15 protein-coding genes and 1 other annotated feature are annotated in these 15,545 nt (G+C 34.8%); of the genes, 14 read left to right on the plus strand and 1 reads right to left on the minus strand.

The features are described from left to right. Nucleotides 1–7 precede the first annotated feature (7 nt). From HBB17_RS12135 to HBB17_RS12145, 3 genes are all read left to right on the plus strand, one after another. A complete protein-coding gene (locus tag HBB17_RS12135; RefSeq protein ID WP_167957765.1) occupies nucleotides 8–799 on the plus strand; it encodes an RnfABCDGE type electron transport complex subunit B in 792 nt (263 codons plus the stop codon). Nucleotides 800–1,085: 286 nt separating this feature from the next. Then, nucleotides 1,086–2,177, plus strand: coding sequence for an HD-GYP domain-containing protein (locus HBB17_RS12140; protein WP_167957766.1), 1,092 nt, complete (start codon nucleotides 1,086–1,088; stop codon nucleotides 2,175–2,177). 108 nt (nucleotides 2,178–2,285) lie between these two features. Further along, nucleotides 2,286–3,875, plus strand: coding sequence for a helix-turn-helix domain-containing protein (locus tag HBB17_RS12145; RefSeq protein WP_167957767.1), 1,590 nt, complete (start codon nucleotides 2,286–2,288; stop codon nucleotides 3,873–3,875). Nucleotides 3,876–4,064: 189 nt separating this feature from the next. On the opposite strand, the gene HBB17_RS12150 is transcribed toward HBB17_RS12145, so the two are convergent. Next, the gene (locus tag HBB17_RS12150) at nucleotides 4,065–5,342 is read right to left on the minus strand and encodes a hypothetical protein (RefSeq protein ID WP_167957768.1); all 1,278 of its coding nucleotides are present in this window, start codon (nucleotides 5,340–5,342) and stop codon (nucleotides 4,065–4,067) included. 308 nt (nucleotides 5,343–5,650) lie between these two features. Here HBB17_RS12150 and rpmG point away from each other — a divergent pair, with 308 nt between their 5' ends. The 11 genes from rpmG to HBB17_RS12205 all read left to right on the plus strand — a co-directional run bounded on the left by rpmG (nucleotide 5,651) and on the right by HBB17_RS12205 (nucleotide 15,351). Then, nucleotides 5,651–5,800 (plus strand): 50S ribosomal protein L33, encoded by a 150-nt coding sequence (gene rpmG, locus HBB17_RS12155; RefSeq protein WP_040893796.1) that lies wholly within the window; start codon nucleotides 5,651–5,653, stop codon nucleotides 5,798–5,800. Nucleotides 5,801–5,866: 66 nt separating this feature from the next. Further along, nucleotides 5,867–6,082 carry a preprotein translocase subunit SecE gene (gene secE, locus HBB17_RS12160; RefSeq protein ID WP_167957769.1) on the plus strand — a complete coding sequence of 72 codons (216 nt, stop codon included), beginning with the start codon at nucleotides 5,867–5,869 and terminating at the stop codon, nucleotides 6,080–6,082. A gap of 11 nt (nucleotides 6,083–6,093) precedes the next feature. Continuing rightward, on the plus strand, nucleotides 6,094–6,612 hold the full coding sequence (nusG, locus tag HBB17_RS12165) for a transcription termination/antitermination protein NusG (RefSeq protein ID WP_167957770.1): 519 nt from the start codon (nucleotides 6,094–6,096) through the stop codon (nucleotides 6,610–6,612). Nucleotides 6,613–6,695: 83 nt separating this feature from the next. Beyond that, nucleotides 6,696–7,121: a 50S ribosomal protein L11 gene (rplK, locus tag HBB17_RS12170; protein WP_167957771.1), complete on the plus strand. Its 426-nt coding sequence runs from the start codon at nucleotides 6,696–6,698 to the stop codon at nucleotides 7,119–7,121. Between the two features lie 186 nt (nucleotides 7,122–7,307). Then, a complete protein-coding gene (rplA, locus tag HBB17_RS12175; protein ID WP_167957772.1) occupies nucleotides 7,308–8,003 on the plus strand; it encodes a 50S ribosomal protein L1 in 696 nt (231 codons plus the stop codon). A 1,129-nt stretch (nucleotides 8,004–9,132) separates the two neighbouring features. Continuing rightward, nucleotides 9,133–10,050 carry an ABC transporter permease gene (locus tag HBB17_RS12180; RefSeq protein WP_167957773.1) on the plus strand — a complete coding sequence of 306 codons (918 nt, stop codon included), beginning with the start codon at nucleotides 9,133–9,135 and terminating at the stop codon, nucleotides 10,048–10,050. Nucleotides 10,051–10,064: 14 nt separating this feature from the next. Further along, nucleotides 10,065–10,991 carry a carbohydrate ABC transporter permease gene (locus HBB17_RS12185; RefSeq protein ID WP_167957774.1) on the plus strand — a complete coding sequence of 309 codons (927 nt, stop codon included), beginning with the start codon at nucleotides 10,065–10,067 and terminating at the stop codon, nucleotides 10,989–10,991. 52 nt (nucleotides 10,992–11,043) lie between these two features. After that, nucleotides 11,044–12,612 carry an ABC transporter substrate-binding protein gene (locus HBB17_RS12190; protein ID WP_167957775.1) on the plus strand — a complete coding sequence of 523 codons (1,569 nt, stop codon included), beginning with the start codon at nucleotides 11,044–11,046 and terminating at the stop codon, nucleotides 12,610–12,612. Between the two features lie 626 nt (nucleotides 12,613–13,238). Then, nucleotides 13,239–13,376, plus strand: a sequence feature (ribosomal protein L10 leader region). Nucleotides 13,377–13,466: 90 nt separating this feature from the next. After that, the gene (rplJ, locus tag HBB17_RS12195) at nucleotides 13,467–13,961 is read left to right on the plus strand and encodes a 50S ribosomal protein L10 (protein WP_167957776.1); all 495 of its coding nucleotides are present in this window, start codon (nucleotides 13,467–13,469) and stop codon (nucleotides 13,959–13,961) included. Nucleotides 13,962–14,047: 86 nt separating this feature from the next. Then, entirely contained in the window at nucleotides 14,048–14,413 is a 366-nt protein-coding gene (gene rplL, locus HBB17_RS12200) for a 50S ribosomal protein L7/L12 (RefSeq protein WP_167957777.1), read from the plus strand. A 248-nt stretch (nucleotides 14,414–14,661) separates the two neighbouring features. After that, nucleotides 14,662–15,351 (plus strand): DUF6709 family protein, encoded by a 690-nt coding sequence (locus tag HBB17_RS12205; RefSeq protein ID WP_167957778.1) that lies wholly within the window; start codon nucleotides 14,662–14,664, stop codon nucleotides 15,349–15,351. The last annotated feature ends 194 nt before the right edge of the window (nucleotides 15,352–15,545 follow it).

Raw genomic sequence — 15,545 nt, forward strand, 5'->3', positions numbered from 1 at the left:
TGAAGCGATGAGTATAGAGGGAATTATTATCGCCGCAGCGATCGTCGGTGTTACAGGATTGATCATTGGATTGTTATTAGGCCTAGCAGGCGAGAAATTCAAGATTGAGGTGGACGAGAGAGAACAACAAGTGCGAGACTTTTTGCCAGGGAACAATTGTGGTGGCTGTGGATTTGCAGGTTGTGATGCATTGGCAAAAGCAATTGCGCAGGGCCAAGCACCAACGAATGCCTGTCCAGTGGCTGGACCCGAGAAAGCAAAATTAATTAGTGCAGTTATGGGTGTGGAAGCGCAAGAAGAAGCAAAGCAGGTGGCATTTGTAAAATGTGCGGGTACTTGTGATAAAGTAGCTACAAAGTATAACTATTATGGAATAGCAGATTGTAAGAAAATCTCCATGGTACCTGGACGTGGAGGGAAAGCCTGCTCGTATGGTTGCATGGGTGGAGGAAGCTGTGTAACGGTATGTGGTTTTGATGCCATCCATATTATTAATGGTGTTGCTGTTGTAGATCAGGAAAAATGCGTTGCTTGTGGGAAATGTGTGCAAGAATGTCCAAATCACTTGATTGAAATTGTACCATATGCATCTCAACATCGCGTACAATGCAGTTCCAAAGATAAAGGAAAAGAAGTCAAAGTTGCCTGTGAAGCAGGATGTATTGGGTGTGGTATATGCCAGAAAAATTGTGAATATAGTGCGATTGAACTGGTTGATAATCTTGCCCATATTGATTATAATAAATGTACAAACTGCGGAAAATGTGCAGAAAAATGTCCTGTAAAGGTGATCATATAATGGTATAGAATGTAGATTCTATGTTTTGCTATCAATTATGTGCTCGTACAATAAGAAAACATTAGAACTTCGTCCTATTTAGGCTATGTTCTTGTATTTTGAGGGTCATACTGTCATGAGTTTCATACAAGCATGAGACTCATGAACATTTGACTTTGATAGTATGTAATGTTTTGCTTACGAATAGATAGAATAGCTCCATATGATAAGTTGGTATTGTTAAGAAAGAACTGTTGTAGTAAAGGTAAGATTATATATACACAATAGTTCTATATAGGAGAATGGCATGAGATTAATATCAACCACACAAATTCAATCAGATATGGTATTGGCCAGACCAATTTACAGTGAAGGTTGTTTGATTTTGGCAAATGGAACAAATAATCTAGAGAGATATATTAGAAATCTTAATCGTTTAGGGATTTTTGAGATTTATGTAGAAGACGACATCAGTGAAGGAATTACCATTCCAGATGTAATCACATCAAAAACTAGAAATATATGTAAAGAGACCCTTCGTACTGCGTTTAAAGATTTTACACAGAAGGGAATCTTACAAGTAGATACGATGCAAGATGTCATAGACCATGTGATAAATGAAATTTTAGAGAACCAAGATGTATTAATTAGCTTAAATGATATTGGCGCTGCCGATGAGTATACATATACGCATTCGGTGAGTACAACCGTATATGCCTTAATGCTAGGACAACGAGTTGGATATAAAGAAGATATGCTCAAACGGTTGGCTATGGGAACGATTTTACATGATATCGGAAAAATCTATATAGACCGAGATATCATGTTCAAAGAAGGAAAATTAACAGATAAAGAATATGAATATGTTAAGAAACACACAATATTAGGATATAATGCTCTAAAGGGCTGTAAGTCGCTATCAGAGCTTTCAAGAATCATTTCTCTTACCCACCATGAACATGTGGATGGAACGGGGTATCCGCGGGGGTTACAAGGAGATGAGTTACATACTTTTTCGAAAATAGTTGCAGTAGCGGATGTTTACGATGCATTAACTTCTACGCGATGCTATCGGGCAAAATGGTCCAATCGCCAAGCGATGGACATGCTAATGCAATCGTGTGGAACTAAATTTGAAACAGAACTGGTATGTCAGTTTCTACATCTAATTGCTGTTTTTCCGAATGGAACACAGGTGAGACTTTCAGATGGGAGAATAGGTATTGTAAAGGAACAAAATCCGGGAATGCCATTACGCCCGATGGTACGGATTTTACAAGAAGCAGATGGAACCAGTAAAGATATATATGATGTTAATTTGATGACAGAATTAAATATTGTAATAGCTGGGGATGAATTTGACTATATTACTGAAGATAAATCCAAACAAGTTGGCTAGAGGGAGAAGGGGGATTGTTTCGTACAGTTTCCTTTTTCTTTTTAATATATGTAAGAAGAAAAAGGAAAATCAATTAAACAGGCTATGGTTTAGACAGGTGGTGGAAATATGTTTAAGATACTTATTGCAGAACGAAATTCAGAGTATATACAAATGATTAAAAATATGATCGATCATTCCTATCCAAATTGTGAAGTGGCGCATATCGTTGGAACGTCAAGAGAAGTAATTGAACTATTAGCAAAAGATTTTTCTGGAATTGACATTGCATTTATTAATATAGAAATTACAGGTGTAAATGGTCTTCAGGCGATTCGAAAAGTAAGAAAGAAAAACTTAGAAACTCGAATTATTATACTATCAGAATATAGTTATCTTGCGTTTGCAAGGGAAGCAATACGTTTAAAGGCAGACGAGTTCATAACGCTTCCAACCAATGAAAATGAATTAAGGTATGCTACAGAACTATGTTTGGATGAGATTGAAAAGAATAATGTATATAAGCAGAATATATGTAGCGTAACGAATAAATATAGAGAAGCGAAAATCTATATTGAATATAGCTTAATCTACACGATTGTTTTCAATAGACTTACAACAAAGGATATAAAAAAGTATATCGAATTATTGGATATTGGTACACATGGGTGTATGATCAATGTGGAATTCTATTCAGATAATGTAAAAATGATCAATAAACAATCGGTATCAATACAGGTATATGATGTGTTTCATGAATATGAGAATGCAATGATTCGATTTGCAGTAGGCCCACGTGTGGGAAAAAGAGTCGTATGTTATGTTTCTTTTGATAAAACAATTGATGGAATAAAACTTAATTTGGTTGATATATTACATCATATAAAGAAAGTATTGGATAAGAAACTGGGTGTATGCGTTCAGATTGGATTAGGAAGAGAAGAAGATATAGGTAATATCTATGCCTCTTATCAAGATTCTATCCGTAGTCTTCGAATAGAAGGTGAGTCAGGAAAGCAGTATATTGAGAAAAAGAAAGAATATTACGATAGCAATCTTTATAAAGATTTAGAGAAGAAATTTTTGATTTCACTTCGAATGAAAGATGGAGAAGGATCGAATTACTTGAATAATCTATTGGATTGCCTGGATTTGTTCAGTGATGATGCGAAAAAAAGTAAGATAATTGAACTTTTGGCATTAACCAGACATGTGATTTCTGGGGTGGATTGGGAAAGATATACACAGGTAAGTTTTTTAGAATACCTTAACCAAATTGAAGAGATACCCGCAAATGAGATAAAAGCTTGGGCACATCAGAAGTTTGAGTTTATTCAGCACAGTCAAATTGATCAGACCCGGTTGTATTCTAAAGCTGTAAGTGACGCATTGAATATTGTAGAAGCGGAATTTAAAGAGAATATTACATTAGAAGAAGTTGCAAAACGTGTAGGGGTTAGTTCCCAATACTTAAGTAAGATATTCAAAGAAGAAACCAAAGATACCTTTATTGAATATCTTACACGTAGAAGAATTAACCAGGCAAAAGAAATAATTCAAACTTCTGACTATCCTTTAAAACAGATTGGTCTAATGGTAGGATACAAGGATCCGAATTATTTTAGTAGAACATTTCGAAGTGTAGAGAATATGTCGCCAAAAGATTTTCGTGATATGATTAAGAAGCGTCGAAATGAAGAACAGGAAGAAGAAAAGTAATGCAAACAAGTAATATAACGAAAAAATAAAAGAAAGAAAAAGCCAGATTGGATATTTAAAAGAAATAAAAAAGAAAAAAACACAAAAAGTAAATAAATAGTACACAAGAATATAAGAATGTAGACATGAAAAAACCATCTTCTAAGAGTTATGGAAGATGGTTTTTATGTTTATATACCTATTATAAAGTTAACAATAGAAGTTGAATAACATACCACTATATACAGAAGTAAGATAAGGGTTTGGGAAGTGGTGTGAGTTATAATTCGGATAGGTACAGATCTTTTGATCAAGGTAATCCATTGGATTAACGGTAACTTGATTCGTTTCTCGTAAAAGATCAGTAGAGATCTTTTCTGGGTTGGTAAAAAGCTCTTTAATCGTACCATCGGTAGCTGCTTGTAAAGCCAAAAAGGAATCTAGAGATAATTCTCCAGAATCTTTTCTAGTAACACCACAAGCCTCTAATTCGTTCTGATATTGATAAACGATAGAATCAAGCTCATAGACCAATTTGTTGGCGCGTCGTTCCTCGTTAGAGTGCGCATTGCCTAAGGATAGAAGATAATTGTATCCATCTGTTATAGTATTCAGTTCATCTACGATCCGATCAGAGTTTGGAGCATAAGATATATGAACAGGTTCATTGGTAAGGTTATGTAAGGACACTGTAAGGGATTTATTAAAAGTAAATTGATTGGATAAAGATTCTTTTGATTTTCCATCAATTTTAAATTTAGCACTTTCTGCTGGCTGATATACCTGATTAAGATTAAAGTAATCTACAATGCCTTCGCCGCCAATATATACGTCATCTTGTAAAGTAAACTGCGGGGTACCTGTATCTCCTGTGGTATCTGATTCTAAGATCAAACGGAGTTCATTTGAATTTTTGTCTGTATATTCTGAAGCGTGTATGCCAATTTCCGATTTGTTAATCTGGTTGCATAATTGCGCCATGATATCTTTGTGTGTGGATCCAGAGGCAACCTGAAATGAAAAATTATAAGAGTTACCTTCCACGTCAATGGAATATTGGTAAGTACCGGATTGCAATTGCAATGTATTCGGACGAAAGGAATCGGATACATTCTGTTGTGGTTTAGCAAGATTAGTAACTTCAATATTAAACTCTGTTGGAAGTGTAGGTGCGTGATCTTTGACAATGGTAGCGGATACATAATTCTCATTAGAGGAAACAGCCTTCTTATCATGAAAGACAGAGTTAGTATCGTCCTTTGAAAAATTATTAAGAATCGTATGCAATGACATCGCAGCATCTTTTAAGTTAAGTGCATAGGTTTGCCGCTCGAGAGAGATATCTAATAAATAGAGGGGAGACTGCTTGCTGATTTTCACTATATTATTGTAAATTTTGCGTAATTCACTTGTCTTGTGCGAAGTGTAACGAATAGGTCTTCCGGATTCATAATTTGCAACAAGATAATTATATGTAGATGTTACCATAAAACAGTCACCTCCTTTGTTCAACAGACTTTTTAATCTCTATCTTATAATATTTGATTTCATTATAATATGTAGATTTTAAAATGTCGATAGCATATGGGAAAAAAAACAAGGGTATAGGGGAAATTTGTATAAGAAATTCTACCCAGTTATAAAAAGTTGTTGACGGAATGGCTTGTTTATGCTATATTGGACTAGCGATGGAAGAGGTCTTTTTTTTATGCCTAAAAACTGATATTCGTAAGATCTGTATCAGATTAAACTACGAATAAATCACAATCAAACGAAATTTAGCGGAGGTGGAAGTCGTGCGCGTAAAAATCACATTGGCATGTACAGAATGTAAACAACGTAACTATAACATGACAAAGGATAAGAAAACACATCCTGACAGAATGGAAACTAAGAAGTACTGTAGATTCTGTAAATCACACACATTACACAAAGAAACTAAGTAATTATGTCTAATTATCCGTTACAAGCAAAGTAATAATACTTTGTTTTGCAGAAAGGAAAGTGAAAGCATGGGAGATACTGCAACTAATACAGAAAATGCTCCAAAGAAAAGTTTCTTTAAAGGCGTAAAATCTGAATTCAAAAAGATTATATGGCCAGACAAACAAACACTTGCAAAACAATCTGCAGCAGTAGTAGCTATTTCAGTAGCTCTTGGAGTAGTTATCGCTATATTAGATTTAGGCATTCAATATGGCATAGAACAGATTCTTAAAATAGGATAAAGGGTGAGTGTATGTCAGAAACGAATTGGTATGTTGTTCATACGTATTCAGGATACGAGAACAAAGTTAAAGCCAACATTGAAAAAACAATCGAAAACAGAAAGCTCCAAGACCAAATACTTGAGGTTTCCGTTCCTATGCAAGACGTAATTGAAGTTAAGAATGGTGTGAAGAAACAGGTTCAGAAGAAGATGTTCCCTGGTTATGTTCTTCTTAATATGGAGATGAATGATGACACGTGGTATGTTGTACGTAATACCAGAGGGGTAACAGGATTCGTAGGACCAGGATCAAAACCAGTTCCTTTAACAGAAGCAGAGATGCAGAGTATGGGAATTAAGAATTCTGACGAAGTCATGATCGACCTTGAACTTGGTGATACTGTTGAAGTAACATCAGGCGTATGGGAAGGAACTACAGGTATTGTTAAGACGATCAATAGTCATAAACAAATTATCACGATTAATGTTGATATGTTTGGTAGAGAAACACCTGTTGAGATTAGTTTCACAGAAATTAAAAAATTGTAAAAAGAAACATCTAGAATATTATATTACTAGATAGTGGGAGGGTTAATCCCGCGAACACCACATTATTCAGGAGGTATGCTATAATGGCAAAGAAAGTTCAAGGTTATATTAAATTACAAATCCCTGCTGGAAAGGCTACACCAGCTCCACCAGTTGGTCCAGCACTTGGTCAGCACGGAGTAAACATTGTACAATTTACAAAAGAGTTCAATGCAAAAACTGCAAACCAAGATGGAATGATTATTCCAGTAGTTATCACTGTATATCAAGATAGAAGTTTTAGCTTTATTACTAAAACTCCTCCAGCAGCAGTATTATTAAAGAAAGCCTGCAACATCAAATCTGGTTCAGGCGCTCCTAATAAAACAAAAGTAGCTACTATTACAAAAGCAGAGATCCAAAAAATTGCAGAACTTAAAATGCCTGACTTAACAGCAGCAACAATTGATGCAGCTATCAGCATGATCACAGGAACTGCAAAGAGTATGGGTATCACTGTAGTTGACTAATTATTGAACAAATTGATATGACAGAATGTCATGATTATTCATATAACTGTCGTACAGGTTTGTATGTCAACAACTACTTTTAAGAAACCATTAACCGATGTTTTTAAGCAATAAAAAGATTTCATACGGCAAAGTTTTAAACGTGGGAGGGTTAACTCCCGATACTACCACTAGGAGGTTAATAGAATGAAAAAAGGTAAAAAATATGCAGAAGCTGCTAAGCTCATCGACAGAGCTAACTTCTATGACGCAGCAGAAGCAATTAGTTTAGTAAAGAAAACAGCTGTTGCAAAATTTGATGAAACAGTAGAAGCTCATATCAGACTTGGTGTTGATGGACGTCATGCAGATCAACAAGTTCGTGGTGCTGTTGTATTACCACACGGTACAGGAAAGACTGTTCGTGTTCTTGTATTTGCAAAAGGCGATAAAGTTGCTGAAGCAGAAGCAGCTGGAGCAGATTTTGTAGGTGGAGACGAATTAGTACCAAAGATCCAAAATGAAGGATGGTTAGACTTCGATGTTGTAGTTGCTACTCCTGATATGATGGGTGTTGTTGGTCGTCTTGGTCGTGTACTTGGACCAAAAGGCTTAATGCCAAATCCAAAAGCTGGAACTGTTACAATGGATGTTACAAAAGCTGTTAACGATATTAAAGCAGGTAAGATTGAATACAGACTTGATAAGACAAACATTATCCACGTGCCAGTGGGAAAAGCTTCTTTTACAGAAGAACAATTAGCGGACAACTTCCAAACGCTTATGAGCGCAATTAACAAAGCAAAACCAGCATCAGCAAAAGGACAATACTTGAAGAGTGTTACACTTACTTCAACTATGGGACCTGGTGTTAAATTAAACACTGTTAAATTAGCTCAGTAATTATATATAGAAGAAGGTATACCAGTTGATTTGATCAATTGGTATACCTTCTTTGTTTTTTAGGGTGGTTTTATTAATGGGGTGATAGTATACAAAGGAATAACACAATTCAGTTAATTGTATCCGGTCATCTTTTGATTTAAAGTCGCTACAATGCTCTCTTAACATGTATGTGGCTTGTATATTTTAGTGTAGTTAATATATATCTTTAATGCTTTTGAGGAAGTGAGTTTGCGTGTGATAGGCAACAAACAATGTGTGCTATGCTATTATTAAATGCATTAAGCGATAAATTATCTTGGTATAAAAGTCTAAATAACACTTCTTAAAAGTAAGTTCTACTATAATTTTCATATGTTTATATAAAATAATGAAAATGTATAACAGATCTTGCGATCTATCATTTGAAATTCCGTTCTTGTAATTTATCATAATAAAAGGATGATCTAATTAACTTGTAAGGCATGGAGACACATGCATATATCAGATGAAATATAAGTGAGTTGTTAATATTCACGCATATGTTTTTGTATAAATATCCTAAAAACGTTAAGAAAATGTTAAGGGAGTAAGTGTAAAAAAGAAAAATAGACATAAAAACTGACGCAGGAAAGTTTTACTCAAAATAACTTAATCCGCAATAAAGCGTGTAAGTATGGGGAAAAATGAAGCATTTTGGATGCTTGGCATATATAACAATATAGTTTAGTAAATTTTCGATAAAGTAACCAATTTATCATGAAAATGGATTCTAAACAGTGGTTTTCTATCAAAATATAAGTGCATATTGCACGAATAAATTCATACTAATATGGTGGGCTTTACTCAACAAAAACTTAAACAAAACCGCTAATTTATGCGTATAAATGGGCAAAATCCTAAGTAAAATATACAATCAAGTTATGATTTTATGTTACTTAAAGGTATAAGTAAAAAACTGTTTTTGATGCGTAAGATATCTAATTTGGTTGGTAAAAAACAATAGATTTTACTGTGTTTTTTCATTCGGATAGTAATATATATCAATAAAGACAAAAAAAGTACTTGCAAAACTGTGCAAAATGTTATATAGTGTAGTTACGAAAAGGTTTAAGTAATAAACAACAAGCTCGCAAAGGGGGAAACTTTTATGAAAGGATTTATGCATAACACATGGAAACATAGAGCACACTTTCTTATGTGTATGCCGGCTTTTTTAGTTTTACTATTATTCAGTTACATTCCAATGACAGGTCTTGTAATGGCTTTCAAAAAATTTGACTATGGTTTGGGAATTTGGAATAGTAGTTGGAATGGCATAGATAATTTCAAATTCGTATTAGCTTCAGGTGACACATTCTGGAGAATGACGAAGAACACATTATTATATTATGTCGTATTTACAATTGTTGGAACAGGCGCTAGTATTGCACTAGCAATTGCACTTGATAATTTTATCAAGAAAAAATTAGGTAAAACGTTCCAAACAATTATGATTGCGCCAGTATTTATTTCGTTCGCAGCAGTTCAGTTTATTGTTTATGCGTTCTTTAATGGTAGCGATGGTATCGTAAATAGTATGATTGAACTTTTCGGTGGAACTCCAGTACGTTGGTACACACATGCATCATCATGGCCAGCAATCCTAACGATCGTTAAGATTTGGAACAGCGTTGGTTATGGTTCCGTACTTTATATGTCAGTACTTGCAGGTATCGATACAGGATTATATGAAGCAGCACAGATTGATGGTGCGAATAAGAGACAACAAATATTACATATTACATTACCAGCACTTGTTCCAATGATTACAACAATGCTTCTTCTTGGTGTTGGTGGTATCATGCATTCTGATACCGGTCTTTTCTATCAGGTAACTAGAAACTCAGGTATCTTGTACTCAACAACACAGGTTATTGATTCTTATGTGTTGAATGCGGTTATTACAGGAGCAAATCCAGGTTTTACAGCTGCAACCACCTTCTATCAATCGATTGTAGGTCTGTTGTTAATCTTAGGTGCCAATGGCTTAGTTCGTAAGCTCGCACCAGATAATGCACTATTCTAGAAGGGGGGAAAAGTATGAGTTCAGTAGCTAAGACTGTTCAGCCAGTAGCAAAAAAGAAAAAGTTTAGAACAGGACAATTGATCCTTGGAATACTGCTTGGAATATATACACTTTTTTGTTTACTTCCAGTTGTATTAGTATTTATAGTAGCCTTTTCATCAAATGATAGTATTACGACAAAGGGATTCTCTTATTTCCCAAGTTCGTTTGCACTTGAAGGTTTTGAGTATGTGTTCCGTTATGGAAAACAATTACTTGTATCATATGGAGTAACGATCACAGTTACAGTAGTTGGTACTTTTGTGGGACTTCTCTTCATGAGCATGTATGCATACTCCATTAGTAGAAGAGATTTTAGAATAAGAAAATTCTTTGCAATATTCATGATTTTCCCAATGCTTTTCTCAGGTGGACAGATGGCATCCTATGTTATCTTTACACAGATGTATCATTTGAAAGATAGCATTTGGTTATTAATTTTACCATTAAGTGTAACAACAATGAATGTAATCATTTTGAGAACTTATGTAGCAACAAGTGTTCCAGAAGAATTAATGGATTCTGCTAGAATTGATGGAGCAGGCGAATATCGTACATTCTTCCAAATTGTATTACCACTTATGAAACCAGCGTTAGCCGCTGTAGGATTTATGATGGCTACGGCATATTGGAATGATTGGCAGAATGCGTTACTTTATATTGAAAGTGAATCAAAAACACCATTACAATTACTTCTTGTAAGAATTCAAAAGAGTATTGAGTTCCTATTAAATAGTAAGGATATTTCAGGATCTGCATTGGCAGCTATGCAAGGAAATATTCCGCAATACTCATGTATCATGGCAACAGTTATCATGGTTGTAGGACCTATTCTGGTTGTATATCCATTCTTCCAGAAATACTTCATTAAAGGTCTTACAGTTGGTTCTGTAAAAGGTTGATATTCCAGATGCTTGCATCTATGAATATAAAACAAAAAAGGGAGGATATTATATGTTTAACAAAAAGATGGGTAAAAAAGTTGTTGTAGCATTATTAACTCTTTCAATGGTAGCTACTATGTGTGGTTGTGGAAAAAACAACAAGAAAAACAATAACGCTACTAAAGAAGTAACTACTGAAGAGACAACAGATACTGACAACACAAAGGAAGAAACAAGTACTGAGGAAACTTCTACTGCAAGTGATAAGAAAACAAAAATCTCTATTTACAGAGCATGTTTCAATATTGCTGCTCCAGATACAGAAGAAGTAAAGAAAGTACAAGATGCAATTAATGATTACATAGGCGACAAAATTAATGTAGAAGTTGAACTTCATGATATTAGTAGTGCAGAATATCGTGATAAAGCAAACCTTGCTTTAGTAGGTGGAGAAATCGACTTACTTTGGACTGCAAGTTGGCAAGAAACAATCGGATGTGATGATGTTGTAAAACAAAATGCTGTTTATGACATTACAGATATGTTACCAAACTATGATATCTATACTGCATTACCTGACTGGGTATGGGGATCAGCTGCATACTCTGGAAAGAACTACTTTGTACCTGTTTACAAAGAGTCAGCAGAAGGATATGATATCGCATTCCGTAAGGATTTAGTAGATAAGTATGGTTGGGATATATCATCTGTTAAATCTATTAAAGATATCGAACCAATGTTAGCAGATTGTAAAGCAGAAGGATTAAAATATCCTTACTTAACTCAAAGAACAGCAATGTTCTACAGATATTACCTTGATAAATTTGATTTCTTTAGCCAAGATAGCTTCATGGCTGTAGATAAAGAAAAGAATGAAGTAGTTAATATTCTTGAAACACCTGAATACAAAGAATTCTGTACTTTAATGGGTGACTGGGCAGATAAAGGATATCTTCATGAAGATGACTTAACTAAGACAACAAATGATACAACTACACAAAGTAAAGACTGGGGTGTTACTTGGTGGACAGATGTACCAAACAATGCAGAAGCAAATGTTCGTTGGAAACAAGATGCTGAAATGGTAAAAGTTACTGACAACTGGTTACAATCAAATGGTACTTTAGGTTCTTGCTACTGTATCTCTTCAAAGTGTTCAGAAGCTGAAGCAGATGCTTGCTTAAAATTCTTAAGCTTATTATACACTGATCAAACAGTTGCAAATCTTTATACATTTGGTATTGAGGGAGTAGATTACAATATGGAAGACGGTGCTGTAGCAAAAGTTGACGGTGCTGGATACAACCACAGTATGTGGGAATCTACAACAGTTACTGTACTTCCAATCGAAAAAGGTGAACCAGAAAATAAAGTACAAATGTATGCAGATTTTAATAATGGAGCAAAAGATTCAGTTGCAGATGGTTTCAGATTTGATTTCTCAGCAGTTGAAACTCAATACTTAGCTTGTCAACAAGTATTCCAAGAATTTGGTTATGTTCTTGAAAATGGTGGATACGCAGCAGCAGATGTAGAAGCAGGAATCAAAGGTTACCAAGATGCATTAGATGCAGCAGGATTCCAAGACGTTCTTGCAACAGCTCAACAACAATATACTGATTGGTTAGCAGTTAAATAGTTTTCTCTAGAATTAATTCGATAATCAATACATAAGAGATACCAGAGGGCTAAGAAATTAGCACTCTGGTATCTCTTTTTTGATTAATGGATAACCTGATGTTGATGTGAAACCAGATATATAAGAATCTGATTAAACCAGATCTTTCGGCACATGATATACAGATGTAGTCTGACTTCGAAGGTGAAAAAAGATCTAGTAAAAAATATATGATAATAAATACACTGGGTAAAAACAAAAGTATAAAAGGCAAGAGGGATAAAAAGCAAGAGGAATAAAAGGCAAGAGGAATAAACGACGGAAAAAATAAAGACAAGAGGGATAGGAGACTAGAGGGGAAGAATACAAGAGGTGAAAGAGGGGAAGAAGAGAATAGGGAGTTATCGAGAATAGGGTAGAATACAAGATGGCTAAAAGATATAACACAAAGATTAAAAGATAAGATGAAGAAAAAATGAATACAAGATACACAAAACATATAATGATGGAATGAAAACTAAAAATGGAATAGAAGAAAAAAATGAATAGAGAATATATAGTTCAAGTATGGTGTAAAATAAAAAAAGAAAATAATAAAAAAAACGTTGACAAAAAAACCTAAATCTGATATTATGAACAAGGTTCGTTAATCGAATCAATAACTGCCGAAGACAGTAGGTGCCGAAAGGCATAAGGAGAAAACGCCTACCGAGGAATATAAGATAATCATACGATGACTTATAATAACCTCTCTGTCTTGATAGAGAGGTTTTCTTTATTAACGGCGGTGCCTTGAAGGAAATGAACTTTTGGTGAATTCTTAGGAATATGTCAAAGTGAATTTGCTTCGATCAATCTATAAGGAGGTACGCAAAATGGCAAAAGTAGAAATCAAACAACCTATCGTTGACGAGATCAAAGGATATGTTAAAGATGCGAAATCAGCTATCTTAGTTGACTATCGTGGCTTAACTGTTGAAGAAGATACAGCTCTTCGTAAACAATTAAGAGAAGCAGGTGTTGTATACAAAGTATACAAAAACACTATGTTAAACAGAGCTTTTGAAGGAACTGACTTTGCTCAATTAGATTCTCATTTAGAAGGACCTACAGCAGTAGCTTTCGGAATCGACGATGCAACAGCTCCAGCAAGAATTCTTAACAATGTAGCTAAGAATGCTCCAGCTCTTGAATTCAAAGGTGGTGTAGTTGAAGGAACTTACTATGATGCTGAAGGTGTTAAGCTTATCGCGAACATTCCTTCAAGAGAAGTTCTTATTTCCAAATTACTTGGAAGCTTACAATCACCAATTACAAACTTCGCTCGTGTTCTTAAACAAATCGCTGAAAAGAACGAAGAAGTTGCTTAATCCATACGGAAACGTAACGAGATTACTAGAAAAGACAGTGGCATAGACCACGCAAATAAAACAATTAATTATTGGAGGTAAATAAAATGACAACTCAAGAATTTATCGAAGCTATCAAAGGCTTATCTGTATTAGAATTAAATGATTTAGTAAAAGCATGTGAAGAAGAATTTGGTGTATCTGCAGCAGCAGGTGTTGTAGTAGCAGGTCCAGCAGCAGGTGGAGACTCAGCTGAAGAACAAACTGAATTCAACGTAGAGTTAACTGAATGTGGTCCAAACAAAGTTAAAGTTATCAAAGTAGTTCGTGAATTAACTGGTTTAGGATTAAAAGAAGCAAAAGAAGTTGTTGATGGAGCTCCTAAGATGGTTAAAGAAGGCGCATCTAAAGAAGAAGCTGAAGATATCAAAGCTAAACTTGAAGCTGAAGGTGCTAAAGTTACTCTTAAATAATTTAGAGTATAATGCATATAGAAAAGAGAAGCAGACATGCTTCTCTTTTTTTGAGCGCATAAATAAGCCGATTGGTAGATTATTTGTTTTTTCGTTACTAAGTATGCAAACTTTCTTCCTATAGTCAACACCTATGTATTTCGGTATAATCAAAAGAGTGTAGATAAAACGCACTTAATCACTTAACAATCAGGGGGATATCAAATACGTGTAGGTACTTATATATAAGAGAGTAAAGGGGAGAAAATATGAATCTAAAGAATAAAATGAGAAATACGGTATTAAAGAGAGCAATCATACCTTGTAGTGTATTCATAGCGGGATTGAAAGGTGTATTGGACGCGCCAGCTAGAAGGTTGGATATTCAAATTACATATCAGAAACAAGCGGAGGCAATGGGCTGGTCAGAACCATTGTGTAGCACACCAAGTGTGGAAAGTTTGGCGATTCCGTATGCGATTATAGCAGTTTTTGGATTTGTGGCACTGTTGGTTGCGCTGCGGGGAATTGTATGGCCCCAAAAAACGAAGATCGGAAAGTCTATTCTGCGTTATGTCACCAATGGAAAGTCATTCAAGGAAGAGCTAGAAGAGGCTAACAATGATCTTCAACAGGTTCAATTTCGTTCAAAAGGAATATGGGTTGGAAAGAAGTGGCTTATTGGTCGTGTTTGGCCATTTGGCTATAAGATGGTGAAATTAGATCAACTAATTGGAGTATATCGATGCGACTTCACTTATACCAATTACAAGAGAGGAACAACCCGAGTTGAGCATAATATATTATTTTTAGATAAGGATAAGAACGAGACAAAGATTATTGTTGGTTCAGATAAAAACCGAGAAAATGTTTACTTTTATTTTTACAATTTACTACCGGACATTGCACATGGAAATTACTCAGATCGCAACAAAATAGTATCGGAGAATTCTAGATAATCATATTAATATACATAAACAACCTATATGAAATAAAAGAACAGATAAATGGCGTAGTACGGGTTCCTGATATGCCCCCTGTCAAGTAGACAGGTTAAATATCTAAAATGAGTGTTTACTGAATGACCATACTTCGTATGAGGTATGGTCATTTTTTATGCACACCATTTTTCTTTGTATTTTTTGATTCGTTT

The organism is Anaerosporobacter faecicola (assembly GCF_012070565.1).
Taxonomy (GTDB): Bacteria; Bacillota; Clostridia; order Lachnospirales; family Lachnospiraceae; genus Anaerosporobacter; species Anaerosporobacter faecicola.